This window comes from Corallococcus sp. CA053C (genome assembly GCF_003611675.1).
In the GTDB taxonomy this organism is placed as follows: domain Bacteria; phylum Myxococcota; class Myxococcia; order Myxococcales; family Myxococcaceae; genus Corallococcus.
This window is the reverse complement of the sequence record NZ_RAWA01000035.1, coordinates 1-25,379: the sequence shown is the minus strand read 5'-3', so window position 1 is coordinate 25,379 and position 25,379 is coordinate 1. Positions and strand designations below refer to the sequence as shown.

The following is a 25,379-nucleotide window of genomic DNA, read 5'->3' as shown; positions in this document are numbered from 1 at the left end:
CCTGCCCGCTGTGCGGGTCGCGTTCTACGCGGGCTGGGGTCGCGGTGGCTCACCCGGAGGAGGGAGAGACTTACCTGACTTCCGACTCTTGAGGACCTTGCTCCGCGCGCCCTCCACCAGCGCGTAGAGCACCGGGATGAAGATGAGGTTCACGAAGGTGGAGAAGAGCATGCCGCCGAAGACGGCGGTGCCCAGCGACTTGCGCGCGGAGGCGCCCGCGCCGGTGGCCAGCATCAGCGGCACCACGCCGAAGAGGAACGCGAAGGACGTCATCAGGATGGGACGCAGCCGAGTCTCCGCCGCGTTGACGGCGGACTCCACGACGCCCTGGCCCTGCGCGCGCAGCTGTTCGCCGAACTCCACGATGAGGATGGCGTTCTTGGACGCCAGGCCCACCAGCATCACGAGCCCCACCTGGCAGAACACGTCGTTCACCAGCCCGCGCAGGTTCTGGAGCAGGAGCGCGCCCATCATCGCGACGGGCACGGCGAGCATGACGACGAAGGGCAGGGCGAAGCTCTCGTACTGCGCGGCGAGCACCAGGAAGACGAACACGATGCCCAGCGCGAAGATGACGAGCACCGTGTTGCCCGCGCTCTTCTGCTCCGCGGACAGGCCCGTCCACTCGTAGGTGAAGCCCGGGGGCAGCGCCTGCTTCGCCACGTCCTCCATGGCCGTGAGCGCCTGCCCGGTGCTGACGCCGGGGGCGCCCTGGCCGTTGATGTTGGTGGAGCGGAAGAGGTTGTAGTGGGTGATGTTCTGCGCGGTGGCCATGGGCGTCAGCTTCACCAGGCTCTCCAGGGGCACCATGGCCCCGGTGTCCGCGCGCACGTAGAAGCTGCCGATGTCCTTCGGGTTGTCGCGGAAGGGCACGGCCGCCTGCACGAACACGCGGTAGACGCGGTTGGAGAAGGTGAAGTCGTTCACGTACTGGCTGCCCAGGTACACCTGGAGCGTGGAGAACAGCGTGGAGAGCGGCACGCCCAGCGCCTTGGCCTTCTCCCGGTCCACGTCGATGTTGAGCTGCGGCGAGCCCGCCGTGTACGAGGAGAACACGCCGCGAAGGCGAGGCTCCTGATTGCCCCGGCTGATCAACGCCTGGGTGGCCTGTGCCAGTTCGTCCAGCGAGCGGCCTCCCTGCTGGTCCTCCAGCACGAACTCGAAGCCGCCCACGCTGCCCACGCCGCGGATGGCGGGCGGTTGCAGGGGCAGCACGAGCGCGCCGCCCACCTGCGACAGCGGCCCGCGCAGCCGCTCCACGAGACCCGCCACGCTCTCCTCCTTCTTCTTGCGCTCCTCCCACGGCTTGAGGTTGATGAAGAGCGAGCCGTAGTTGGCGCCCGTGCCCAGGAGGGAGAAGCCGCCCACGGTGAAGATGTCGATCACCTCCGGCTGCTTGCGCAGGAGGGACTCCACCTGGATGAGCACGTTGCGCGTGTACTCCAGCGACGTGCCCTCCGGGCCCTGCACCGCGACGATGAGGTAGCCCTGGTCCTCCTCCGGGATGAAGCCGGTGGGCGTGGACTTGTAGAGGAACCCCGTGGCGACGAGGAACCCAGCGAACACGGCGACGACAGCCCACCGTGCCTTGCCCAGCATGAAGCCCAGCAGCTTGCCGTAGTTGCGCCGGAGCGAATCCAGGCCCTCATCGAACTTGCGCGCGAGGAGGAACTTCTTCCCTTCGTTGACGCGCAAGAGGCGCGCGCACAGCGCGGGGGAGAGGGTGAGGGCGACGAGCGCGGAGAGGCTGATGGAGAACGCGATGGTGAGCGCGAACTGGCGGTAGATGGCGCCCGTGGTGCCGGGGAAGAAGGACACCGGGATGAACACCGCGGAGAGCACCAGCGCGGTGGCGACGACGACGCCGGACACCTGCTGCATGCCCCGGTGGGTGGCCTCCTTCGCGTCCACCTTGTCGTGCTCCATGACGCGCTCGACGTTCTCGATGACGACGATGGCGTCATCCACCACGAGGCCCGTGGCCAGCGTCAGGCCGAACAGCGTCAGCGTGTTGAGCGAGAATCCGAACGCGTTGACGAACATGAACGTGCCCACGAGCGACACCGGCAGCGTCGTCACCGCGACGAGCACGCTCCTCCAGCCGTGCAGGAAGATGAAGATGACGATGACGACCAGGAGGATGGCCTCGCCCAGCGACTTGAGCACCTCCTGGATGGAGGCGCTCACCGCGCGCGTGGTGTCGAACGCCACGCGGTAGCTGAGGCCCGGCGGGAAGTTGGCGGACAGCCGCTGGAGCTCCTTCTCCACGCCGTCGCGCACCTCCAGGGCGTTGGAGCCCGGCAGCTGCGTGATGCCCAGGCCCACCGCCTCCTGGCCGTTGAAGCGCAGCAGTTGCTGGTAGTTCTCCGCGCCCAGCTCCGTGCGGCCCACGTCGCGGATGCGCACCAGGGCGCCCGTCGCGCCACGCTGGATGACGATGGCGCCGAACTCCTCCGGCGAGCTGAGCTGCCCCTTCACCTGGAGGGACAGCTGGTACGCCTGGTCCCTGGAGGACGGCGCCTGGCCCACCTTGCCCGCGCCCACCTGGACGTTCTGCTCCTGCAAGGCATTGAGCACGTCCTGCGCGGTGAGGCCCCGGCGGGCCAATTCCGTGGGGTCCAACCACAGGCGCATGGCGAAGCGGCGCTCGCCGAAGATGCGCACGTCGCCCACGCCCTTCACGCGCAGGAGCGCGTCGCGGATGTACACGTCCGCGTAGTTGCTGAGGAACTCCGTGGTGTAGCGCTTCTCCTTGTCATACAGGCCGAAGGACACGAGCAGTTGCGTCTGCGACTTGCGCACGGTGACGCCCAGCGCGTTGACCTGCTGGGGCAGCTGCGGCGTGGCGGTGGCGACGCGGTTCTGCACGTCCACCGCGGCCAGGTCCACGTCCCGCTCCGGGTCGAACGTCGCGATGATGGTGCTCAGGCCCTCGCTGGTGCTGGTGGAGGACAGGTAGCGCATGCCCTCCATGCCGTTGAGCTGGCGCTCCAGCACGGTGGTGACGGCGCTCTCCACCGTCTCCGCGGACGCGCCCGTGTACGTGGACGTCACCTGCACCTGGGGCAGCGCCAGCTCCGGGTACTGTTCAATGGGGAGGCTGGGGATGGAGATGGCGCCCACGAGCGTGATGAGGATGGACAGCACGCTCGCGAACACGGGGCGCTGGATGAAGAAGTCGGTGAACATGGCAGCCCCCTAGCGACCCGCGTCCGCGCCGCCGCCAATGCCCTGCGCGGGGGCCTGGGGCATGCCTTGCTGCTGCTGCGCGGGTTTGGGTTGGATGGGCATCCCATCGCGCAGCGCCTGCACGCCGCTGACGACCACCTGGGTGCCCGCCTCCAGGCCCTTCACCACCTCGTAGTCGTTGCCCTCCACCAGCCCGAGCGTCACCGGCTGGCGCTTCGCCACGGTGCCGCCGTCGCCCTCCGCCACCACCAGCGCGAAGGCCTGGCTGCCCTGCCGGGTGACGGCGCTGGTGGGCATCTTCAAGGCGTCGCGCACGTCGTAGACGAGCTGTGCGCGGACCAGCTGGCCGGCCCGCAGGCCCGTGGTGTTCTGGAAGGCGGCCTTCACCTCCACGAGCTGGGTGGCGGGGGCGGGTGTGGTGGCGACGAAGAACGCGGGCGCGCGGACCACGGGCTTGCCGTCGTCGTCGAGCACCTCCAGCGGCGTCTGGCCCACCTTCACGCGGGAGGCTTGATCCACCGGCACCTGCACGGACAGCTCCAGGGCCTCGCTCTGGTCCACGCGGGTGAGCGCCGTCTGGGGCGTCACGGAGTCGCCCAGCTTCACCGGGATGTCGCCCACGACGCCGTCGAAGGGCGCGCTCACGTTGAAGAAGCCCAGCTGCACCTGCTGGCTTTGGATCTGCGCTTCCGCGGCCCGGGCCTGGGCCACGGATTGTTCGGCCTGGGCCACGGCCTGCTCGTAGTCCTGGCGGCTGATGAGGCCTTCCTTGAGCAGCTGCGCGCTGCGCTCGCGGGTGCGGCGCGCGTACTCGCGGCTGGCGATGGCGGAGGTCCGCTGGGCCTGGGAGGCGCGCAGGTTGGCCTGCTCCTGGCGGGGGTCCACCACGAGCAGCACCTGGCCTGCCTTCACGGTGTCGCCGGGGCGCGCGGAGATGGACTGCACGTAGCCGGCGACCTGCGGGAAGAGGGTGATGCTGTGCCGGGAGATGAGCGTGCCCACGTACTCGCGGGTGTCGCGCACCGGGCCGGGCTCCACCTTCATCACCTGCACGGGGACGGGCTTCGCGCCCTGGCCCTGCTGGCCGGCCTGGGGACCTCCGCCGGGCGAGGACGACGCCCCTTCCTTGCTGCTGCCGCTGCACCCGCCCGCGAGCGCGAGGACGAGCCCCCACGCACCCCAACCACCCCTCACCAATCGCATGCGGCCTCCGACAGGAATGCGTCCACCTGCGCTTGACGGAGTTGGAAGTCGCGAATCACGAGCGCCAGCTCCGCCTGGCGCAGGTCCCCGGCTGACTGCACCAGTTCGAGGCTCGTTCCGGTGCCCACCTCGAAGCTGCGGCGGGTGAGCCGGTCGCTCTCTTCCGCGAGTCCGCGCTCGCGGTCCGCCAGGTCGCGCGTCGCCTGGTTCACCTGCACGGTGCGCTTCGCCTGGGTGACCTCCACGGAGACGTTGCGCTCCAGGGCAATGACGTCCGCGCGGGCCTGTTCCAGTTGGCCGCGCGTCTGGCGAAGGCGGCCCTCGCGGGCGCCGCCGTCCCAGAAGGGCAGCACGAGGCTGGCGCCGATGTTCCAGATGGGCACCTCCGCGAAGCCCGGGTTGACGGTGAGCGCGGTGGTGGTGCTGGTGACGTCCAGGGTGGGGGCGTACTGGCGTTTCACGATGCCGATGGCGCGTTCGGCGACCACCAGCCGGGAGCGTGCCGTGGCGAGGTCCGCGCGGCGATCCAGCGACTCCAGCGGGTGGCAGCTCTGTTTCGCGGCCTGGAGCAGGGTGTTCAGGTCCAGCCCCTTCGCGAGCCCCACGGCGGAGGGCGTGCCCAGCGCGAGTCCCAGGGTCTCCCGGGCGCGTCTCAGGTCCTCGTCGCCGATGACGACGTTGCGGCGGGCGGACTGTGCATCCTGCTCCACGCGGACGACGTCCAGGCGGGTGCCGGCGCCCAGCTCGAACCGGCGTTGCGCGAGGGCCAGCCGCTCCAGCGCGGTGCGCAGGTTGACGCGGTTGACCTCCGCCAGCCGCTCCGTGGAGGACACGGTCACGAGCGCCTGGGCGAGGCCGCGGGTGAGCTGCCGGCGCGTCTCCGCGAGCGACAGGGCGGCGGTGCGGCGCGACTCCTTCGCGCTGCCCAGGGCATAGAGGCTGGCCAGGTCCACCACGGGCACGGACGCGGTGAGCACGCCCAGGCCGAGCAGGGGCGTGGGGGTGAAGCCTCCGGCGGAGCCCACGCCGCCACCGATGCCGCCGCCCACCCCGCCGCCGACGGCGGGCACGTCCGGGTTGAGCACGTTGTATTGGGCAGACAGGGTGCCGCCCACGGTGGGCAGCAGGTTGGCGAGCGCGATACGCCACACGCCCGCGGCGACTTCGAGCTGTCCCAGCGCGCTCTGGAGGTCGGTCGAGCGCTGGCGCAGGAGCGTGAGCGCTTCGTTCCAGGAGGTGAGTTGTTGCGGCGCGGGAGGGGCCGGAGTGAGGAGCGGATCCGACACCTCCGGCTGGAAGGGCGGTGGCACCTCCGGGACGGAGTCTGGGTTCTGTACGAGGACCCGCGGGTGTTCGGGGCCCGCGGGCGCGGGGGCCGCGCCGGTGGCACTGGCCCTGGCAAGCAGGGCTGCGAACAGAAGGGCGTTCATAGAGGGTGCTCCCCAGGTAGGGGCGGAGCCCATTCGCCGCCATGGGTTCGGGTTGCCGCCGCAGCGATGGACAACACAGACAGACACCGAAGTGCCTGACAGTGATTGGACGGAGCGCGCGGACTGGACCGGAGGACGGGGATGACAGTCCGTGCCGGAGGGGCGCTCAAAGGCAGCACGGCGGAAGGACTGAGGGGTGGTGCGGTGTTCAGCTGGTCACGGCGGTGCCAATTGTGGTATTTGCTCGTTAATGCCGTTTTCCATGAAGTGGCGTTTGTGGGGAGCCGTGGTAGGGCTTGGGCTCATGTCCTGTGCTGGCACCCCGCATGCTCCTCTTGAGGAGCGCGACTATGGCCTCATGGAGGGCGCCGTCTGGGTGAGAGGCCCGTGGGACGCCATCCAGCCCTCATCCGACATCGATGCGGTCATCGATCAGCTCTGTCCCGCCGTCATGCAGTTGCCGCGCGCCCAGGGGCGCGAGTACGGGCAGGAGTACTGTGGGGTCCTCTATTCCGTTGGAGGCGGTGCCTATTCGGCGAGCATGCCGTCTCCCCTGGGCCCTGTGCTGAAAGCGATCCCTGAGAAGCAGAAGAGCTGCAAGCAGCCGAACCTCGTCCGGGACTCGCGCGGAGAGGTGAGCATTCACGCGGACTACCACAGCCATCCCTGGGCGGATTCGCGCATGTCCAGGCCAGACCGGACCCAGGCGCGTCAGCGGTATTCCATCCGGCTCCAGTTCGACACGAAGTGCAGGGTGATGAAGCTGGTGCCCTACATCGGCGAAGCCCGGCCGGGAGAAGTCTACGAACGGCGCGGGAAGAGCTGGGCGCTCATTGGTATCGTCAAGCCAGAGCACAAAGGAGTCGGGCTCATGACCGCCGTCGACGAGTAGCCCCCATCCCATGCACATCCGAAATCCAGCGCCAGGCTGGCGTGGAGCCTCGATGAAGCCCGCACTGCTCCTGCCCTTGTGCCTGCTGCTCCCTGCCTGCGCGCTCTTTCAGCGTGCGTCTCGGCCTGTCCATGCCCCGCCGGAAGAAGCGGCGCGCGTCCAGTTCCCGCTCGACCTGCCAGCGGACGCCCAGACGCTCCCGGCCGGCGTGGTGACCGCGATGCAGCTGGCCCTGGAGGACTTCCGGCCCCTGGACCTGAAGCCCCACAAGGGCGCCACCGAGGAGGAGCTCTGCCTCTACCAGCGCGAGTCGTATGACGTCACCGCGGCGCCCGGGCCCGACGGCGTGACGTTCGTGCAGATCACGCTCAAGCCCCAGCTCTGCGAAAAGCAGGGGCCCCTCATGGACATGGGCGCGACCTATGCCGTGGACGTGACAGGACGGCGCATCCTCGCCGTCCAGCATTGAGCGCTCACGGGTGCCTTGCAGCACATGCAGGTCCGCCAGCCGAATCAGCACATCCGCGCTGTCAGGTCCCTGCATCCCAGCCGGGGCCGATGAGGAATGGCAGGGGGACGGAGCCATCCGGCGGATCGAACGACCGGCCGACCTCGGATGAAGGAACCGGAATGACAGGCCCCGCGTCCGTTGGCGTCAGCGATGAACCCGGTTCTCCATCCCGGAGCCGCCGGAGGATCCTGCCATCGCTGCCCACCGCGTACTGGGCTCCCGAGTGCAGCCCTGGAACAGTCAGGCCGCAGAACCGGGGATCTTCATCAATCCGGATGAAGACGATGCCCTGCTGCTGAATGACCCTGTACCGATGCGCCTCGCGTCGGTCAGGGCAGGGCGTGTCGGCACGCTGCGGGCCCAGGAAGTCAGCAGCGGCGAGTTCAAGCGCGCACAGGACGGTGCCGGTGAGCTCGACAGCTCCTCCGTCGGCACCTGCCTCCACGGCGGGATGCTCGAAGAAGGCAGGGAAGTCGATGGACGTATCACTCACCCACGCATCACGCGTGGGCGGGGTCCGCAGGCAGCCCGCCAACAGCAGGGCCGCCGGAAGCATGAAGCGCATTGTCGCCATGGGCCCTCTTCGTCGATTCCTTGACCGTGCGCCTAGTGGCGGTCGATCCGATAGGTCTGCTCGTCGGTCCAGACGACGGTGCCAAGGGGTTGGCGACTCCACTGATCCCGCTCATGCGTCCACTTGGACAGATCACCGGTCGTGGGCGTGTACTGGAAGAAGCCGTCGCAGGTGGGATTCGCGAAGTCATTCGAGGCCGAGAAGAACGCCACCAGGGACAGCCGGAGCATCCCCGCTTTCGTCTTCACCTCCCATCCATGCGCCAGTCCCATGGCGACGATGTACCGGATGTCCTGCTCCGTGAGCTCGCCTGCATAGGGATGGGTGTGGAGGAGGTACACGTAGCCAATGCTCTCGGGAGGATACCGGGCATCGTCCACCGTGGGCGGCAGGCGACAGGTCCGTTTGCCACGCGCGTCCTGGATAGGGGTCACGGACATCATGCTCATCTCGAACCGCTCATCCGGCGTGTAATAGACCCAGGCGCAGTATTCCCGTGAGAGCTCCCAGCGCAGCTGGAAGTTCATGTCCGAGCGGCGTCCCGCGGTGGCCTGCGGCTGCTTCAGCAGCATCGAGCAGGCAGAGATGAGCGCGTCCGAATACGTGTCGAAGGGTCCAAAGCCCGGCATGGGGCCCGGGATGCGCTCGAGAGCGTCACGCGCATTGCCCTGGATGACTCCAGGGGTCGCGGCAGGCTGCGCGCATGCCAATGCGAGGCCCAGGCCCAGCCATCCCGGAAGCCTCAGCCTGTGTCCTCTCCTCACGGTACCGGCAGCATGGACAACCGCTGCTTCGCCGAGCGGCTCTGCGGATCAAACCGGAGCGCCTCCTCCAGCCGCTCGCGGCCCTTCGCCACGTTGCCCTGCACCACGTACAGGTCCGCCAGCCGCACCAGCACGTCCGCGTTGTAGGGCTGCAGGTCCAGCGCCCGCTCGAACTCGCGCGTCGCCGTTGTCACGTCCTTCCGGCGCATCGCCAGCTGCCCCAGCATCACGTGCGGCTGCACCAGCCCGCTCGTCTCCGGCTGCGTCGCCAGCGCCTGCAACGCCGGCATCGCCCGCGCGTCGCCGAAGGCCGCCAGCGTCAGCGCCGCGCCCTGCCGCACCCACAGCGAGCCGTCATTCAAGAGCGGCACCAGGTCCTCCGCCGCCTCGCGCGCATTCACGCTGCCCAGCGCGTCGATGAGGTCCGAGCGCAACGTGCTGTCCGTCGTGCTCTTCAGCGTCGCCCGCAGCGCCGGCACTACGTCGTGCTTGAACCGCCGCGCCAGGAACTTCGCCGCCGCGCCCCGGAGCGTGCCCGCCTCCGTCGTGTCCGCCAGCACCGCCTCCAGCGGCCCCCGGCTGGACGCCGCCGTCTTCTCGTCGAACGCATCCGCCAGGCGCAGCCGCCGCTGCTGGCGCGCGTCCGCCTTCGGCCACCACTTCGTCAGCGCCGCGTCCATCGCGTCCGGCGTCTCCTTCGCGTGGCAGCTGTTGCACGCGTTGGGCACGTCGTGGCGCGCCGTGTTCTTCGGCACCGGCACGTCCAGCGCGTGGTCCGCGAAGTGATCCAACACGCCCGACACCACCGGCGGCATGTGACACGCGATGCAGTCCTGCGCCGCCGCGGCCTTGTGGTGCGTGTGCTTCTCTCCCTGCGCCACCACCTCCGCGTGACAGCCCTGGCACGTCGCCGCGTTCGCGGACGTGCGCGCCGTCGTCACCTTCGGCTTCTTCACCTCGTTGGGCGCATGCGGGTCGTGCGGCGCCGTGTGGCACGTCAGGCACGTGGCCCCGCCCTCCATGTGGCAGCGCGACTGGATGAGCGACTGGTACTCGAAGCTGGACGTGCTGGGACGCCCGTCGTTGAAGAAGTCGCCGGAGCGCTCGTTGCCCACCAACAGCACCATCGGCTGGTAGTTCGCGTCGTAGCGCTGGCCGGGCTGGAAGCGGTGCGCCGCGTCCAGCATCGGGAACAGCGTGCGGCGCGGCCCGTGGCACTGCGCGCACACCGCGAAGCCCGCCTCCGAAGAGAGCTTCGCCGGCTGGACGATGTCCTCCTCCGCCTGCGAATCCGCGTGCCGCCCGCCCGGCCCGTGGCAGGACTCGCACGCGACGCCCGCGTCCGCGAACTTCGTCTCCCACTGGTGGCTCGCGCGGTCATAGCGCGCGTCCAGCCCCGTGACGTGGCAGTCCAGACACGCGTGCTGCGCGCTCCGGCGGAAGTTCGCCCAGAAGAACGGGTGGTCCGGCGCCAGCGCACCCTGCTTCTTCTCCGAGTAGTCCACCCACTCGCCCTTGCCCGTGACGTGGAAGTACACCGGCAACACCTGCCAGCGCCCGTCCGGCAAGAGCGTGATGGGGTCCTGCATCCGCTTGCCGCCCACCACCCACTGCACCGGCCACTCGCCCAGGTTCCCGTCCGCGCCCTTGGTGCGCATCAGGTACTTGCTGGCATCGCGGCGCACCCACGCCTCGCTGGACTCGCCCTTGAAGTGCGTGCCCGCGCCCGTGAACGTGCCCACCACGAACTGCTTCGTCGCCGGGGACAGCGCCCGCGCGTGCCAGTCGTGCTTCCAGCCCGTGTGCTGCTCCTCATGGCAGTCCGCGCACACCTCGGAGCCCACGAACCGGTTCGGCTTCGCCGGAGCCGTCGCCGGAGCCTTGGGGGACGCCTCCGCCGTCTTCACCGGCACGGGCGCGGCAGGGCCTCCCGCGTCCACCGGAGCCACAGGAGGCCGGGTCGTGACCGCGGACGTGGACGCAACAGGCGCGGAGGACGACGCCGGGCGGAGGGCGTAACCCACCCCCACGGCGAGGACGGCAACCACCGCGAGGGAGACGAGGACAGGGCGAGAAGGGCGCATCCGGAGGTGCGTCCATGCTCCCCCGGACCGCCGGGCGGCACAAGCGGCCCTCCGAGTGAGGCCGGACAGCCCCTCTCCTCCAGTGGACACCGCCCTCCCGGGTAGGGCTGCGCTCCCGGGGAGCGCTGGACTAGGGTGCCGGCTGCCAGGAGCCAGTCACCAGCACCTACCCAGGGAGACCTGCCCATGCCCATGCGGTCCGTGAACGGAACCCGGCTGTACTACGAGGACACCGGAGGCGCGGGGGACGTGGTCCTCTTCAGCCACGGCCTCCTCTGGAGCACGCGCCTGTTCGACCCGCAGGTGGAGGCGCTGCGAGGCCGCTTCCGCTGCATCGCGTACGACCACCGGGGGCAGGGGCAGAGCGCGGTGCCGCCCGACGCGGTCATCGACATGGAGACGGTGTACGCGGACGCGGTGGCGCTCATCGAGTCGCTGGGCGTGGGCCCCGTCCACTTCGTGGGCCTGTCCATGGGCGGCTTCGTGGGCCTGCGGCTCGCGGCCCGCCGGCCGGACCTCTTGCGCTCGCTGGTGCTGCTGGAGACGTCCACCGACCCCGAGCCCACCGCGAACGTGCCCAAGTACACGGCGCTCAACCTCGTTGCCCGCTACCTGGGGCTTGCGCCCGTCACCGGGGTGGTGATGCGCATCATGTTCGGCACGTCGTTCCTCACCGACCCGGGCCGGGCGGCCGAACGGGCGCTGTGGGCCGCGCGCCTGCGCCAGAACCGCCGTGACATCTGGCGCGCGGTCAACGGCGTCATCCAGCGCAAGAGCGTCGCGGACGAGCTGCCGCGCATCCGCACGCCCACGCTCGTCATCGTGGGCGAGGAGGACCGCGCGACGGTGCCCGCGAAGGCGGAGCGCATCCACTCGCTCATCGCGGGCTCCAAGCTGGTGCGCCTGTCGCGCGGCGGGCACTCGTCCACGGTGGAGGAGCCGGCGCTGGTGAACGCGGAGCTTGCCCCCTTCCTCACCCAGCATGCGTCCACGAACACCGCGCACACCGGGTGACGCACGGTTACCGGAAGGCCCAGGAGGGCTGCTTCAATGCCAGTCGCGAAATGGAATGGCGTCGTGCTCGCGCAGACCGAGCGCTTCGAGACGGTGGAAGGCAACATCTACTTCCCGCCCGACAGCATCCGCCGTGAGCACTTCAAACCCAGCACCACGCACACGACCTGCCCGTGGAAGGGCGAGGCGAGCTACTACACCGTGGAGGTGGACGGGAAGACGAACCCGGACGCCGCCTGGTTCTACCCGGAGCCGAAGTCCGCCGCGGCCAACATCCGGGACCACGTGGCCTTCTGGAAGGGCGTGACGGTGGAGCGGTAGCGGGCTCCGGCGCGAATGGCTCCGGGCGCGCTCGAATGTCCGGGGCCGTACGTGCCGGTGGGGACGGGCTTGTGGGACGCGCGGGGGCGGCGATGCTGGCCGCCTTCTCGATTCCGGTGGAGGTGGCGCGGGTGGCGACGGTGTCCCTGCAGGACGTGCGCAAGGTGTACCGGGGCGGGGTGGCGGCGGTGAAGGGCGTGACGCTGGACATCGCGGACGGCGAGTTCGTGTCGCTGGTGGGCCCATCCGGCTGCGGCAAGTCCACGACGTTGAACCTCATCGCCGGGCTGGAGGAGCTGTCGGGCGGCACGCTGCGCATCGACGGGCAGGTGGTGAACGACCTGTCCCCGCGCGAGCGCGACATCGCGATGGTGTTCCAGAGCTACGCGCTCTACCCGCACCTGGACGTGGCGGGGAACCTGGCGTTCCCGCTGAAGGTGGCGGGGATGGGGCCCGCGGACATCGACGCGAGGGTGCGCGAGGTGTCCGCGATGTTGGGGCTGGAGGCGCTCCTGGCGCGCCGGCCGAAGGAGCTGTCGGGAGGACAGCGGCAGCGCGTGGCGCTGGGACGCGCGCTGGTGCGCAGGCCCAAGGTGTTCCTCTTCGACGAGCCCCTGTCCAACCTGGACGCGGCGCTGCGCACGCAGATGCGCGGGGAGATCAAGAAGCTGCACGAGCAGCTCCAGGCCACGTTCATCTACGTCACGCACGACCAGGCGGAGGCGATGACGCTGTCGGACCGCGTGGTGGTGATGAGCCAGGGCGAGGTGCAGCAGGTGGCCCCGCCGCGCGAACTCTACGACGCGCCGGCGAACCTGTTCGTGGCGGGCTTCTTCGGCTCGCCGCGCATCAACCTGGTGAAGCCGGACACGCTGGGGCTGCCCGCGGAGGACGCGGTGCTGGGCCTGCGGCCGGAGCACCTGCAAGTGGGCCAGGGCCCCCGGCCCGAGGATGCACGCGAGGGCCGCGTGTACCTGGTGGAGCCCATGGGCGCGGAGGTCTGGGTGACGGTGGAGACAGGGGGCGAGCGGCTGGTGGCCAGGGCGCCCGGAGACTTCCGCGCCGCGAGCGGAGCCCCGGTGTGGCTGCGCCATGATGTGCGCTACCTGCGCCGGTTCGATGGGAAGACGGGGCGGGCGCTGTGACGTCGCGTCAGGCGTAGACCTGTTCGCTCTCCACGAGCGGCTCCAGGCGGCGCTGGAGGTCATGGAGCCGGTCGTAGCGGTGGCGCAGGGCCTCCTTGAACTCGCGTTGATCCGCGTGCGCGATCTCATCCAGCAGCGTGCGCAGGGCTGCGTCCAGCGTGTCCTTCAGGACGCGCGACTCCTCGTTCGACAGTTCCAGCAGCATCGTGGGGGTCCTCCAACAGGAACGGTAGGCACCGTCACCCCGAGCACGCGGGGCCGGCTCCCTGCCGTGGAAGGTGCCTGCCCGGGGGCTCCCCGGGCTGCCCGCCACGACGCGCACGGCAGTGGGAGCGACCCCACCTTGGGAGGAGATGCCACGGCGAGGAGCGACACGATGATTCACGCGGGAGAGGTGCGCGAGGGCATGGCGGTGCGCAGCGCTGACGGACGCACGCTGGGCCGGGTGGCCGGCGTGGGCGACACGCATTTCGAGCTGGAGCAGGGCCTCATTCCCATTCCCCGGCGCGACTACCTCATCGAGTACTCCGACGTGGAGGCCGTGAGTGGGGACGAGGTCCTGCTCAAGCCGGCCGACCATTCGCAGCTCACGCTGGAGGTGGATGACGACGGCGGAGCCCTGCCGCCGCGCGACAGCAAGGGCATCGACGCGGAGCCCTTGAACAACCCCGTGGATCCCGTGCGGCACTGACGTCCGAGCGTCGCGGAAGGCCCTCGGACAGCAGGGGCATTCCAACCCGGCGGGCAGGGCAAGGCCCTGGAATCATTGGGTCTTGGCGGGCCTGGCGTGTCAGACCGGCGCGGTAGACGGACCCCTCGGTCAGACGTCCGGGTGGGGTCATGCGACGGTTTTCGACATCTTGCGTCACGGCGCTGTGGTTGGGAGTGATGTTCTCGTGCGGGCCCGTGCCGCGAGCGGACGCGGGAGGCCTGGAGGCGCCCGTCGTCCCGGGCATGTTGTCCACGCCGCGCCGGCTGCTGCCCTACGTGTCGCTGGAGGACGGGCGGGTGCTGGCGGCGGGAGGGCACGACGGGCACCGCACGCTGGGCAGCTGTGAGGTCTTCGACCCGGACACCGGACGCTGGCGGCCCACGGGGGCGCTGCGCACGGCGCGGCGCAACCACGCGGCGGTGCGGCTCGCGGACGGGCGCGTGCTGGTGGTGGGCGGCTCCAACGGCGTGACGGTGGGGGCGCTGGCGAGCGCGGAGCTGTACGCACTGGAGACGGGGACGTGGACGGTGGCTGCGTCGCTGGCCGAGGCGCGCAACGACCCGGCGGCGGTGCTGTTGCCGGACGGGCGCGTGCTGGTGGCGGGCGGCACGGACGTGGACCTGCGGCCGGTGCGTTCGGCGGAGCTGTTCGACCCGGCGACGGGGGTATGGCGGCCGGCGGAGGCCCCGGGCTTCGTGCGGGGAGGCGCGGGGACGGCGGTGGTGCTGCGGTCGGGCCAGGTGCTGTTCGCGAGTGGGTTGCAGGCGGAGCTGTACGACCCGGTGACGGGCCATTGGGAGAAGGCGGGCACGGTGGGAGGCGCGGCGGGCACGCACCGGCTGGGGCACACCGTGACGCTGTTGCCGGACGGGCGCGTGTTGGTGGTGGGCGGCACCACGGAGCGCGCGGCGCGGACGGCGGAGGTGTATGTGCCAGAGCGGAACGCATGGGAGCGGGTGGATCCGCCCGAGCTGCCACGCGAGCACCATGCGGCGCTGGTGACGGCGGAGGGCGCGGTGCTGGTGCTGGGCGGCGAGCACTCCACGCGCGGCACGCTGGCGGCGGCGGAGCGGTTTGATCCGGTGCGAGGCACCTGGGCGCAAGCGCCCACGCTGCATGAGCCGAGAGGCGAAGCGGGCGCGCTGTGGCTGCGCCGGGGCACGGTGCTGGTGGTGGGCGGGGTGAATGAGCTGGGCACGCTGGCCACGAGCGAGGAGTACGTCCCGGCCCCCTGCATGCCCGTGACGTGTGAGTCGCGAGGTCCGGGCTGCGGTGTGACGACGGACGGCTGCGGGGGAACGCTCGACTGCGGACCCTGCGTGGCGGGCGCGCTGCCGGGCGGCGAGCCTGTTCACTGACGGCTCGGGCCAGGGGGGGATGGACAGGTACGGGATGGCACGCGCACGCTGCCGTGAGTCCCATCCACGGAGTGCGTCCATGTCCCCTGGCCCCCCACGGCATACGTCCATCGATGATCCCGTGGCCGACGACTACTGGTCGTTCGAGGACGACCACGGACGTCCGCACGTCTCACGCGTCACGATGGGCAGGCCCGCGCCCATCCCGCAGGACGCGAACGGCGACTGGTACTGCCCCGTGCTCATCGGACATGAGGTCCCGCTGACCGCGAGCCTGGTGGGCGTCGGGCCCGTGGATGCCCTGCTCAACGCCGCGCGCTTCGTCCGAGAGCACTTCCACGAGCTGCGCAAGGTCAGCCCCCGCGCCGCGCCCCCAGGCCTGTCGTGACGCCGCGCATCGGTGCGGCGCCACGCGGGAGCGCGTGACAGACTGCGCGCCCATGCGCTCCTGGAAACACCTGCTCGTCGTCCCGCTCGTCTGTTCCTCCGCCTGCGCCACCGCGCCCGTCACCCCCGCGAAGGTGGATCCCCCGGTCATCGCGGCTCCCGTGGCCATCGCGCCCGCGCCTGTCGCCCCCGCCGCGCCGGAGCGCCCCTTCGGCACCCTGCGCGAACAAGCGGACCGTCAGCAGGCCTGGCTGCGCGAACGCCTGGACACCGCGCTGCCCATGCTGATGCGCAAGTACGGCGTGCAGATGTGGATCATCCCCATGCGCGAACACAACGAAGACCCCGTCTTCAAGGCGCTCGTGTCCCCCACCACCTTCGCCGCGCGCCGCCGCACCATCTACGTCTTCTTCGACCGGGGCGGCGACAAGGGCGTGGAGCGGCTGGCCCTGGGCGGCAGCTCGCAGGGCGGCCTCTATGAAGTCCTCCGCGCGCCGCAGCGCGTGAACAGCGGCGGCGTCCAGCGCACCGCGGAGCTCCTCGGCCCCGAACAGTGGCCCCTCCTCAAGCAGGTGGTGGAGGAGCGCAAGCCCCAGTCCATCGCCATCGACGTGTCCCCCGCCATCGCCTTCGCCGACGGCCTCACCCACGGCGAATACGAAGCCATGGCCCAGGCCCTGGGCCCCACCTGGGTGAAGCGCTTCAAGCCCGCGGGTGGCCTGCCCCTGGACATGCTCGGCTGGCGCAGCGCCGACGAGGTCCGCTTCTTCGAGGACCTCACGAAGCACGCCTGGAACATCATCCAGACCGCCTTCTCCAACGCCGTCATCACCCCCGGCGTCACCACCCCGAAGGACGTGGAGTGGTGGATGCGCCAGCGCCTCGCCGACGAGGGCCTGGACACCTGGTTCCAGCCCGACGTGGACGTGCAGCGCAAGGGCAGCACCGAAGAACAGCTCGGCGACAACCCCGTCATCCAGCGCGGCGACGTGCTCCACTGCGACTTCGGCATCACCGCGCTCCGCCTCAACACCGACACCCAGCACATGGGCTACGTGCTGCGCGAAGGGGAGACGGACGCGCCCGCCGGCCTCAAGGCCGCGCTCAAGGCCTCCAACCGGCTCCAGGACATCGTCATCGGGGAGCTCAAGCCGGGCCTCGCCGGCAACGAGGTGCTCCGCGCCGCGCTCGCGCGCATGAAGGCGGAGGGCATCGACGGCACCGTGTACTCGCACCCCATCGGCCTGAACGGCCACGGCGCCGGCCCCATGATTGGCATGTGGGACCGCCAGGAGGGCGTGCCCGGCAACGGCGAGCACCGCGTGATGCCCCAGTCCTGGTTCTCCATCGAGCTGCAGGCCACCACCCCCGTCCCGGAGTGGAACCAGCAGCCCGTGCGCTCCGGCCAGGAGGAGGACGTGGTGCTGGACGCGCAGGGCGCCGTGCGCTGGGCCTTCCAGCGCCAGACGTCCTTCCACCTGGTGCGCTGAAAGCTTCAGCGCGCGGAAGGCGTCAGCGCGCCGCGCCCGTCAGGGACTTGAGCAGCGCCACCAGGGCCTGCTTCTCCTCGCTGCTCAGGTCCAGCTTCACGATGGTCTCCGTGCGCACGCCCACGAAGCTGCCGTCCGCGTCGCCGCCCTTGTTGTAGAACTCGACGACATCCTCCAGCGACTTCTCCGCGCCGGTGTGCATGTACGGCGCGCTCAGCGCCACGTTGCGCAGGGATGGCGTGCGGAAGGCGCCCACCACTTCCTGCGGCTTGCTCTGCGCCTGCGTGTGCAGGGCGGACAGCCGCGCCGCGTCCGTGCCCGTGGGCGCGTCGCTGAAGACGCCCGCGGCGTTGAACGTCCAGGACAGGAGCGCGTCCACCGCGTCCGCCTGGCCGCGCTTGCCGTTGCCCGCGTCCTTCAGGCCGATGTTGTGGAACTTGTCGTCCGACAGCGCGCGGCCCTTGTGGCACACCACGCACTGGCCCTTGCGCACGAACGTCTTCAGCCCCAGGTACGCCGGGTCCTGCTCCGCCGTGCCCGCCTGCACCGCCTGGAGGAAGCGCCGCACGTCCGCGTCGAAGGGCGCGTCCGTCCGGTTGAGTGTGCGCTGGTACGCGGCCAGCACCTTGCCCACGTTGGCCAGGAGCCGGTCCCCGTCCTGCTCCTCCGCGGGCGCCGTGCCGAACAGCTGCGTGTACGCCGCCGTATAGGCGGGCTCCGCCACCAGCCGCGCGCGCACCACCACCGCGTCCGAGTCCATCTCCACCGGGTTCGTCAGCGGCAGGATGGCCTGCGACCAGAGCCGGTCCGCTCTCCCGTCCCACATGAACCAGCGGTTGTAGCCCGCGTTCAGCAGGCTGGGCGGATTGCGCTCCGTGCGCTGGCCCCCGCAGCCCTCCGCCGTGGCCGTCTCCACCGTGTAGCCCTCGCCGTCGTGGCAGCTGCGGCAGGACACCGTGCCGCAGCGCGACAGCCCCGGATCATCGAACAGCCGGTGCCCCAGCGCCGCCGCGTCCGGGTTGTCGCCCCACTTGTTCGTGGGGTCCACGTCCGGACGCGCACTGGGCGTGTGCAGGGTGTTGAGGGCGTCGAGCTCGTCTTCACTCGGAAAGGGGGCTTCGGATTCGCAACCCGTCCCCAGCAGGGCCAGGGCGAGCACGGCGGTACGCAGACGGAACAGGGACATGGGCCGGTGAAGCTTCGCCCCCTTGTGTTCAGCAATCAATGGTCCCGGCCGAACCCACCCGCCAGGTCTCCCGCTACCCGGAAGACCGGGGACGCCCCATGACATGGCGCGTCCCCAGCCCTTCAGTGCTTCAGTGCTTCAGTGCTTCCGGCTCACCCGCAGGTGAGCTTGTAGCTGACCACCGGCGCCGCGTACTTCGCGATCTTCATCGTCGTGGGCCCCGGCGTCGCGGTGGGCGCCGCGCCGTTGGCGCACTTCAGGCCCGGATCCACCACCAACGCCACCTGCAGGTCCGTCCCGTCCGGAAGGCCGGCCACCGTGAAGCTGCAGCGGTTGTTGCGGCTCTGCTTCACCTCACCCGACCCCAGCGCCGCGGAGTTCCCCTCGGTCACCTTCACGCTCACGGAAGTGCACGGGTTCCCCTGCAGCCCGCTCTCCGGGTACGTGACGCTGCCCGTGACCGTGGCGTTGCCCCCACGCCCTCCAGCCGCCGCACCACTCGACGTCGAGGCGCAAGCAGTGGCGGCAAGGACCAGGGCGGCAACAGCAATTCGCAACATGGATATCCTCAATTCAAGAATGAAAGGGTTTTCACGCCGGCCTGGCTGCCCTCCCGGCAGCCATCGGCGCGCGCCACGTACAATCCCGCCGCGAGTTCATTCCACGAGGGAGTGCGTTCGTGATTGCGTCCGTGCGGGGGATTTTCTGCTCGTCAACATCCGCCCGGTCTTCCTCCCGCCTCTTGAGAATGGGGATTCACGGCAGGTGCTGCAACGCGTCCTTCGCGCGCACCAGCCCGTGGCCGTAGACGGGGTCGCGGCCCACGGTGCCCAGGTCGCGCGCGGAGGCCTGCATCGCCTGGCGGATCTGAAGGGGCGTCAGCTCCGGCCTCGCGCTCCAGAGCAGCGCCGCCACGCCGCTCACGAAGGGCGCGGACATGGAGGTGCCGGAGGAGTGGGTGTAGTCCACCGGGAAGAGGTTCACCCAGGCGTGGCTGCCCATGCGCTGGCGCAGCATGGTGCTCGCGGCCTGGTTGACGCTGACCGCGGGCGCCCAGTGCCCCCGGCGGGGCAGGGCGAGGATGTCCACCTCGCTGCCCGCGGGCCCGTCGTCGGCGCCGAAGATGACCGAGCGCGCGCCCTGCATCATCACGTTGGACATGGCCTGGTCGATGGGCACCATGCCCGGGTGCACGTACGCCACGAAGCCGTCACAGGTGGCGCCCCGGCACGTGTCCAGCGAATCCGCCAGGCCGCAGTCCACCAGCATCCCCGCGGTGTTACCCGTGGGTGAGAACAGCAGCGAGCGCGACATCGGCTGCGTGTCGCTCACGGACATCTGCGAGAAGGCGCCCAGGCCCCGGGGGAAGCTGGACAGCACGTCCACGCCGGGCGCCATCAGGTCCAGCTCCGCCCCCACGCAGGAGAAGCCCGCGCGCCGCTCGTGCGCGTCCACCGCGCCCACCGCGACCACGGACGGATCCGACGCCGGGTACAGCACCGGCCCGCCCTGGTTGCCCGCGGCCGCCACGATCAGCATGCCGTGGTCCAGCGCCGCCTTGAACGCGTCCACCGAGCTGCGCGTGGCCGTGCCTCCGCCCAGCGACATCGACACGATGCGCGCGCCCTGGGACTCGCACCACTCCATCGCGGACAACACCACGCTCATCTGCGTCTGGCCCTGCAGGTCCAGCACGCGCGCGATGAGCAGCGAGGCCCCGGGGGCGACGCCCACCATGCCGCCGGGGTGCGACTTCGGATCCGTGACGCCGCCCTGGCCTGGCCGCGCGGCGATGATGCCCGCCACGTGCGTGCCGTGGCCCATGCCCCACTGGCCCGCCTCGCCCTTGTCGCTCGCGTCGTCGTCCTCGTCCAGGAAGTCGCGGCCCGCCACCACGGCGCCCTGCAGCTCCGGGTGCCCCAGGTCCAGCCCGCTGTCGACGACGCACACCTTCACGCCCGCGCCGGTGGGGGCGCCCACGTCCAGCACGCCGTCCTCGTCCGCGTCCCACACCTCCGGCGCCTGCACCATGCGCAGCGCGTCCGTGTACTCCCCGGTGGGCAGCACGCCCTGGGCCGCCGCCATCACCGGGGCAGGCAGCAGGCCGGGCGTCAGCCCCTGCGCGAACCACGCCTGGTCCTCCTCGATGCTCTCCACCAGCTCGCTCTGCTCCAACTCGCGGCGCTCCTCGGGCGTCACGCGCGCGGCGACCGCGGGGATGTTGCGGTAGACGAAGCTCACCTTCGCGCCCACATCCCGCGCCAGGTCAGCGCCAGCCGCGGTGACGCGCGAGGCCTGTGTGCCGCTCACCTTGCGGAAGCGGATGATGGTCGCCGTGCGGCCGTCGTCCGGCTCCCTCGAGGGCTGGTTCCCATCCAGTCCCTGACCCTGCGTCACCTCGCCCGCGATGACGCCCGGGCAGACCCGCGCCTGTGACTGGGCCTGCCTGGACGACTCCGGCGCACACGCCACCAGCGCCAGCAAACCGACGAATCCCCATCGCATCATGGCCGACTCCTTCCAGAACGACGATCCACGGGAGGCACACTCAGGGAACGCATCCGGCGCCAAAGCGGCAACGTCCGGCGGGGCGCGCGGCCCCGGACGTGCGCGGGTGCACACCGCGGTTGTTGTCAGCAGGAAGCCAGCTTCAGGTTTTCCGTTACCTCCGGGACTTTCCATTTTTGGCGCGAGCGGTGTCCAAGGCTTGGAAAGAAGGCAGGGAAGCGAGGCGCGCGGCTTGATTCCATGGGGGAGTCCGTGTTGCGCTCCCGCGCCGAAGCCATGAGCACCGCACCCTCAGAGTCCCCTCGGTTTTTCGGGCGCTACGAGCTCGTCCACCTCCTGGGCCAGGGCGGCATGGGAGAGGTGTACCTGGCGAAGCTGACCGGGGCGGCGGGCTTCGAGAAGCCCTGCATCGTGAAGACCATCCTGCCGGCGCTGGTGAAGGACCGGCAGTTCCTGGACCGCTTCCATCACGAGGCCAAGGTGCTGGTGCACCTGGTGCACTCGTCCATCGCCCAGGTGTACGACATGGGTGAAGCGGACGGCACCTACTACATGGCGCTGGAGTACGTGGCGGGCGTGGACCTGGGCTACCTGCTGGAGCAGGCGCGGGTGCAGGGGCGGTCGGTGCCGGCGCCGGTGGCGCTCTACATCGGCCAGCGCATGGCGGAGGGGCTGGGGTACGCGCACCGCAAGACGGGCACGGACGGCGATCCCCTGGGCATCGTCCACCGGGACGTGTCCCCGCACAACGTGATGGTGTCGTACGAGGGCGAGGTGAAGGTCATCGACTTCGGCCTCGCGAAGTCCACCGCGCGCAGCAAGTACACGCTGCCGGCCACGGTGATGGGGAAGCTGGGCTACATGTCGCCGGAGCAGGTGCGCGCGGAGCCCCTGGACCACCGCAGCGACATCTACTCCTGCGCGGTGGTGGTGTGGGAGATGCTGGCGGGCCGTGGGCTCGTTCCCCACGGCACCGTGGGTGAGATGATGGCCGCCATGTCGCAGCCGGTGGTCCCGCCCCTGGGCGACCTCCGGCCGGACGTGGAGCCCTCGTTGGAGGCCGTCGTGCGCCGCGCGCTCGCGCCCGTGCCGGCGGACCGCTACGCGCGAGCGGACGACTTCGGCCGCGCGCTCAACGCGGAGCTCTTGCGCACCGGGGCCGCGATGGGCGCCGAAGAGGTGGGCGAGTTCGTGCGCGCCCTCTGCCCGGAGGCCTTCGCCGAGCAGCGCAAGCTGGCCTCCAGCGTCACCGGCGAGCGCCGCACGCCGCCGCCGGCCCCGCGCGGCAACTCCGGCACCGGCCTGTACGGCGCCCCCGGGAGCAGCCCGGATCAGGCCCCTGGCTTCCAGGCCACGGCGCTGCGGCCCGGGAGCGACGCGGGACGGCGGGACACCGGGCGCATTGAACGGGAGGACGCGGCGCGAGGCCCCTCCGGCACGTTCGTGTCCCACGCTTCGGGCTCCGGCGGCGTGGCGCGCGGCCCGGGCTCCGGCGGCGTGGCCCGCAGCGACGAGGCCCCGGACGAGTCCGCGCTGGGCGCCACCGCGGTGCACCGGGTGCCGGACTCGCCGCTTGCGGTGGCATCGGCGTCACAGGCAGTGGAGCCGTCCGAGCGGCGCAGGCCGGTGGCGCGGATCGCCGTGGCCGCGCTGCTGCTGGTGGGCGTCACCGCGGGCCTCACCGCGTATGTGATCCACGCGAACGCGCCCACCGGGACCCCCGCGCCGCTGCCGCCGCCCACCGCGCCGGTGCTGGCCGCGGCCGAACCGCCTCCGGTGGTGGCACCGCCTCCGGTGGTGGCACCGCCTCCGGTGGTGGCACCGCCTCCGGTGGTGGCACCACCTCCTGTGGTGACGCCGCCCACCCACTCGGAGGGCGTGGTGAACAAGGCGCCGGACTCGGAGCCCGTGCCGGTCCCGCCCGAGCCGCCCCCGGTGGTGGTGCCCGACAAGCCGGTGAAGACGGCGTCGGTGTCGAAGGTTCGCAAGCCCCCGCGCTCGGTGACCGTGACCACGCCGGTGGCTGAGATTGAAGAGACGCGCGGCGGCCAGCGCGTGGTGGCCGTGGAGGCCTGGCCCGGCCTCATCGCGGGCACGTCGTTGCAGGTGGTGGGCCCGCCGGTCGCGAGCGGTTCCAACAAGCGTCCCCTGCTGGGGCAGGCCCGCGTGGAGAGCATCCGTCCCAAGCGGGATCAGCTCACCCTGCGCCTGGATGACGAAGCGGACATGGCGAAGGGGTTGCGCTTCGTGGTGCTGCCCGCGCGTGCCGCCGTGCCCGCGGCGCCCGTGCCCACGCCCGTCGCGGAGCCGGTGCGCGAGGAGAAGCCCCCGGAGCCGTCCCCGCTCCTGGGGCTCGCGACGATGGACGGCCTGCTGGGCAGCAACGTCAAGCGCACCCTCACCCTCATCAACAACGACACCCGCGTCTGGACCCGGTGCACCATCGTCCTGGCGAAGCGGCAGCAGGCGTTGATGGCGAAGCTGGAGCCCTACTCGCGGCACGTGGTCCAGGTGCGCGAGCCCTACTTCAAGGTGGAGTCGAGCGCGCCCGGCGTGGGCGACCGCATGGTGCGTGTCACCTGCAAGGAAGGTCAGGGCGACTTCGTGCTGGGCAAGCCGGACTAGCGCCTCCCCCGAGTAGCCCTCCTCGGAGGGCCCTCATCGAGGGGGCCCTACGGGTTGGCGTGCCTCAGGGCGTCAGTCGCGCGGCGGCCACGGGGCACTCGGCGCGCAGCAGCTTCTCCACCTCCGCGTCGCCGCCCTTCGCGTTGCGCACCGCGCGGGACAGGGACGTGCGGCACTGCCACGTCACCTCGCGCGTGCCGTGGCAGCAGTGCCAGCCGGTCAGCGTGGAGTCCAGGTACTGGAGCATCTCCTGGCGCGTGGGCGTGACGATGCTCCACACCGCGCCCGCGAGCACCGCGACTCCCACGAGCTGGGGCAGCAGGCCCCGCACCCAGCCGCGCGCGCCGCCCGGAATCGGCCGCGCGTGTACGCCCAGCCGCGTGTCCAGGGGCCGGCGCTGCAACACGACCTGGAGCAGCAGCTCCACCGGCGCGGTGAGGCCGCGCAGCAGGCCGGTGCCCAGGCCCGGCGCGCGTCCCTCGCCGCGCTCCAGCCGCAGGCCCAGGAAGTGACGGCCCGGGGTGCGGCCCGTCAGCCCGCCCACCGCGGACAGGGCGAACCACGCCACGGCTCCGGCGAGCACGAGCGCGCCCGCGGTGGAGACCTGCTCCGCCGCGCGCACCGCGCCCCATCCCACGAGCGCCGCGCCCGTGAGGTCCAGCAGATCCGCCACCCACAGCCGGCCCTGGTACTGGGCCTCGGTGGGAATCGTCTCCATGGAGAACAGCGTCCCGTCGCTCATCAGCCTCTCTCGTGCGCGAGCATGGGCCGCCCGCGCGGCGGAGGCGCTCCCTTCCCGCGAGCGTCCCGGCCCTGTGCTCCTACTACAGGTCCAGCACCAGCCGCTTGGAACGTGCACGCGAGACGCAGACGAGCATGCGCGCGTCCCCGGCGGGCTCCTGCTGGAAGAAGGTGTCGCGGTGCTCGGGCGTCCCCTCGCAGACGCGGGTGAGGCAGGTGCCGCACGAGCCCGCCTCGCAGTCGCTCTCCACCTTCACCCCGTGCGTGCGCAGCACGTTGAGCACGCTCCTTCCGGCCGGAACGCGGAGCACCTGGCCGGTGCTGCGCAGGGCCACCTCGAACTCCTCCTCCGCCTGCTCGCGGGTGGCGGAGGTGCCCTCGGCGGTGAAGGCCTCGAAGTGGACCTTCTCCCAGGGCCACCGGTGCAGCGTCGCCGCCTCGCGCACGGCCTTCATCAGGCCCGCGGGGCCGCAGCAGTACAGCCGCGTGCCCGGGCCGCGCGTGGCCAGGAGCGCCTTCACGTCCAGGCCCTTCGCGGGATCGCCCCCGTCATGGTGGAGGTGCACGCGGCCGGCGAAGGACGGCGAGGACAACAGCTCCGTGAAGGCGGTCCGGTCCGCGCTGCGCGAGCAGTAGTGCAGCACCCACTCCGCGCCGGTGCGCTCCAGCACGCGCGCCATGGACAGCAGCGGGGTGATGCCGATGCCGCCCGCGATGAGCACGTAGCTGCGCCCGTACAGGAGCGGGAAGTCGTTGAGCGGCTCGCTCACGGTGAGCACGTCGCCCACGCGCACGTGGTCGTGCATCGCCCGCGAACCGCCGCGCCCGTTCGCGTCGCGCTGCACGGCGATGACGTAGCGGTGCGTCTCCCGTGGGTCGTTGCAGAGCGAGTACTGGCGCAGGCCGTCCAACGTCGGCACCCGCACGTCCAGGTGGGCGCCGGCCTCGAAGGCGGGAAGGGCGCCGCCGTCCTCGGCGACCAGCTCGTAGGACCGGATGCCTTCGGCTTCAGGGGTGATGCGAGCCACCCTCACGCGCAGCGTCTTCGTCGTCACGGTGTGCCCCCTGTGTCCCTTCCCGCCGCCCGCGCGAGGTCGTCCTGGCGTCGGATGTCGGGCACGGTGGGGACGGCCGGTGAGCCGGGGGAGTGGCGTCTGGTCGTGTCCGCCTGCGGCCTTCCGGACAGTGGGTGCTGCCCGCCTGTCTGCCCTCCGTGCTGCCATGGAGGGCGGGGAGGCGTGGGTG

The 25,379-nt window shown here is 71.0% G+C and carries 22 protein-coding genes; 10 read left to right on the top strand and 12 right to left on the bottom strand.

From position 1 onward, the window contains the following. Window positions 1-24 precede the first annotated feature (24 nt). From D7V97_RS07260 to D7V97_RS07250, 3 genes are read right to left on the bottom strand one after another with little or no spacing between them, the layout of a single operon-like run. A complete protein-coding gene (locus D7V97_RS07260; RefSeq protein ID WP_120609866.1) occupies window positions 25-3,189 on the bottom strand; it encodes an efflux RND transporter permease subunit in 3,165 nt (1,054 codons plus the stop codon). Between the two features lie 9 nt (window positions 3,190-3,198). Next, window positions 3,199-4,392, bottom strand: a complete 1,194-nt coding sequence (locus D7V97_RS07255) for an efflux RND transporter periplasmic adaptor subunit (protein ID WP_120609865.1) — start codon at window positions 4,390-4,392, stop codon at window positions 3,199-3,201. Beyond that, window positions 4,380-5,822, bottom strand: a complete 1,443-nt coding sequence (locus D7V97_RS07250) for a TolC family protein (protein WP_120609864.1) — start codon at window positions 5,820-5,822, stop codon at window positions 4,380-4,382. Before D7V97_RS07250 ends, D7V97_RS07255 begins: the two co-directional genes overlap by 13 nt. A 358-nt stretch (window positions 5,823-6,180) precedes the next feature. Between D7V97_RS07250 and D7V97_RS07245 the strand changes: the two genes are divergently transcribed. Further along, on the top strand, window positions 6,181-6,714 hold the full coding sequence (locus tag D7V97_RS07245) for a hypothetical protein (protein ID WP_233582556.1): 534 nt from the start codon (window positions 6,181-6,183) through the stop codon (window positions 6,712-6,714). A 52-nt stretch (window positions 6,715-6,766) separates the two neighbouring features. Continuing rightward, on the top strand, window positions 6,767-7,183 hold the full coding sequence (locus tag D7V97_RS07240) for a hypothetical protein (protein ID WP_120609862.1): 417 nt from the start codon (window positions 6,767-6,769) through the stop codon (window positions 7,181-7,183). A 61-nt stretch (window positions 7,184-7,244) separates the two neighbouring features. On the opposite strand, the gene D7V97_RS07235 is transcribed toward D7V97_RS07240, so the two are convergent. The 3 genes from D7V97_RS07235 to D7V97_RS07225 all read right to left on the bottom strand — a co-directional run bounded on the left by D7V97_RS07235 (window position 7,245) and on the right by D7V97_RS07225 (window position 10,647). Next, window positions 7,245-7,718: a hypothetical protein gene (locus tag D7V97_RS07235; RefSeq protein WP_147444722.1), complete on the bottom strand. Its 474-nt coding sequence runs from the start codon at window positions 7,716-7,718 to the stop codon at window positions 7,245-7,247. Window positions 7,719-7,831: 113 nt separating this feature from the next. Beyond that, the gene (locus tag D7V97_RS07230) at window positions 7,832-8,428 is read right to left on the bottom strand and encodes a hypothetical protein (RefSeq protein WP_120609860.1); all 597 of its coding nucleotides are present in this window, start codon (window positions 8,426-8,428) and stop codon (window positions 7,832-7,834) included. 131 nt (window positions 8,429-8,559) lie between these two features. Beyond that, complete coding sequence (locus D7V97_RS07225) at window positions 8,560-10,647, bottom strand: HEAT repeat domain-containing protein (RefSeq protein WP_120609859.1); 2,088 nt, start codon at window positions 10,645-10,647, stop codon at window positions 8,560-8,562. Window positions 10,648-10,833: 186 nt separating this feature from the next. Between D7V97_RS07225 and D7V97_RS07220 the strand changes: the two genes are divergently transcribed. The 3 genes from D7V97_RS07220 to D7V97_RS07210 all read left to right on the top strand — a co-directional run bounded on the left by D7V97_RS07220 (window position 10,834) and on the right by D7V97_RS07210 (window position 13,127). Beyond that, window positions 10,834-11,661, top strand: coding sequence for an alpha/beta fold hydrolase (locus D7V97_RS07220; RefSeq protein ID WP_120609858.1), 828 nt, complete (start codon window positions 10,834-10,836; stop codon window positions 11,659-11,661). A 36-nt stretch (window positions 11,662-11,697) separates the two neighbouring features. Further along, entirely contained in the window at window positions 11,698-11,982 is a 285-nt protein-coding gene (locus D7V97_RS07215) for a DUF427 domain-containing protein (RefSeq protein ID WP_120609857.1), read from the top strand. A gap of 131 nt (window positions 11,983-12,113) precedes the next feature. Beyond that, a complete protein-coding gene (locus D7V97_RS07210; RefSeq protein ID WP_120609875.1) occupies window positions 12,114-13,127 on the top strand; it encodes an ABC transporter ATP-binding protein in 1,014 nt (337 codons plus the stop codon). Between the two features lie 7 nt (window positions 13,128-13,134). Here D7V97_RS07210 and D7V97_RS07205 read toward each other — a convergent pair whose 3' ends face one another. Next, window positions 13,135-13,332, bottom strand: a complete 198-nt coding sequence (locus D7V97_RS07205; RefSeq protein WP_120609856.1) for a hypothetical protein — start codon at window positions 13,330-13,332, stop codon at window positions 13,135-13,137. A 171-nt stretch (window positions 13,333-13,503) separates the two neighbouring features. Between D7V97_RS07205 and D7V97_RS07200 the strand changes: the two genes are divergently transcribed. The 4 genes from D7V97_RS07200 (at window position 13,504) to D7V97_RS07185 (ending at window position 17,074) form a co-directional block, all read left to right on the top strand. Then, entirely contained in the window at window positions 13,504-13,818 is a 315-nt protein-coding gene (locus tag D7V97_RS07200) for a DUF2171 domain-containing protein (RefSeq protein WP_120609855.1), read from the top strand. A gap of 149 nt (window positions 13,819-13,967) precedes the next feature. Continuing rightward, window positions 13,968-15,197 carry a kelch repeat-containing protein gene (locus D7V97_RS07195; RefSeq protein ID WP_120609854.1) on the top strand — a complete coding sequence of 410 codons (1,230 nt, stop codon included), beginning with the start codon at window positions 13,968-13,970 and terminating at the stop codon, window positions 15,195-15,197. Window positions 15,198-15,276: 79 nt separating this feature from the next. Next, window positions 15,277-15,585: a hypothetical protein gene (locus tag D7V97_RS07190; RefSeq protein WP_147444721.1), complete on the top strand. Its 309-nt coding sequence runs from the start codon at window positions 15,277-15,279 to the stop codon at window positions 15,583-15,585. A gap of 52 nt (window positions 15,586-15,637) precedes the next feature. After that, window positions 15,638-17,074 carry a M24 family metallopeptidase gene (locus D7V97_RS07185; RefSeq protein WP_120609852.1) on the top strand — a complete coding sequence of 479 codons (1,437 nt, stop codon included), beginning with the start codon at window positions 15,638-15,640 and terminating at the stop codon, window positions 17,072-17,074. A gap of 22 nt (window positions 17,075-17,096) precedes the next feature. Here the strand turns inward: D7V97_RS07185 and D7V97_RS07180 are convergent, their stop codons facing one another. The 3 genes from D7V97_RS07180 to D7V97_RS07170 form a co-directional block, all read right to left on the bottom strand. Continuing rightward, complete coding sequence (locus tag D7V97_RS07180) at window positions 17,097-18,260, bottom strand: cytochrome-c peroxidase (RefSeq protein ID WP_120609851.1); 1,164 nt, start codon at window positions 18,258-18,260, stop codon at window positions 17,097-17,099. 152 nt (window positions 18,261-18,412) lie between these two features. Next, window positions 18,413-18,664: a hypothetical protein gene (locus D7V97_RS45765; RefSeq protein WP_233582555.1), complete on the bottom strand. Its 252-nt coding sequence runs from the start codon at window positions 18,662-18,664 to the stop codon at window positions 18,413-18,415. A 352-nt stretch (window positions 18,665-19,016) separates the two neighbouring features. Continuing rightward, window positions 19,017-20,768, bottom strand: coding sequence for a S8 family serine peptidase (locus D7V97_RS07170; RefSeq protein ID WP_120609849.1), 1,752 nt, complete (start codon window positions 20,766-20,768; stop codon window positions 19,017-19,019). A gap of 276 nt (window positions 20,769-21,044) precedes the next feature. Between D7V97_RS07170 and D7V97_RS46610 the strand changes: the two genes are divergently transcribed. After that, complete coding sequence (locus tag D7V97_RS46610; protein WP_120609874.1) at window positions 21,045-23,393, top strand: serine/threonine-protein kinase; 2,349 nt, start codon at window positions 21,045-21,047, stop codon at window positions 23,391-23,393. A 64-nt stretch (window positions 23,394-23,457) separates the two neighbouring features. Here the strand turns inward: D7V97_RS46610 and D7V97_RS07160 are convergent, their stop codons facing one another. Together D7V97_RS07160 and D7V97_RS07155 are read right to left on the bottom strand one after the other, a co-directional pair. After that, a complete protein-coding gene (locus D7V97_RS07160) occupies window positions 23,458-24,135 on the bottom strand; it encodes an RDD family protein (RefSeq protein ID WP_120609848.1) in 678 nt (225 codons plus the stop codon). Window positions 24,136-24,217: 82 nt separating this feature from the next. Further along, a complete protein-coding gene (locus D7V97_RS07155) occupies window positions 24,218-25,189 on the bottom strand; it encodes a PDR/VanB family oxidoreductase (RefSeq protein WP_120609847.1) in 972 nt (323 codons plus the stop codon). Window positions 25,190-25,379 lie beyond the last annotated feature (190 nt).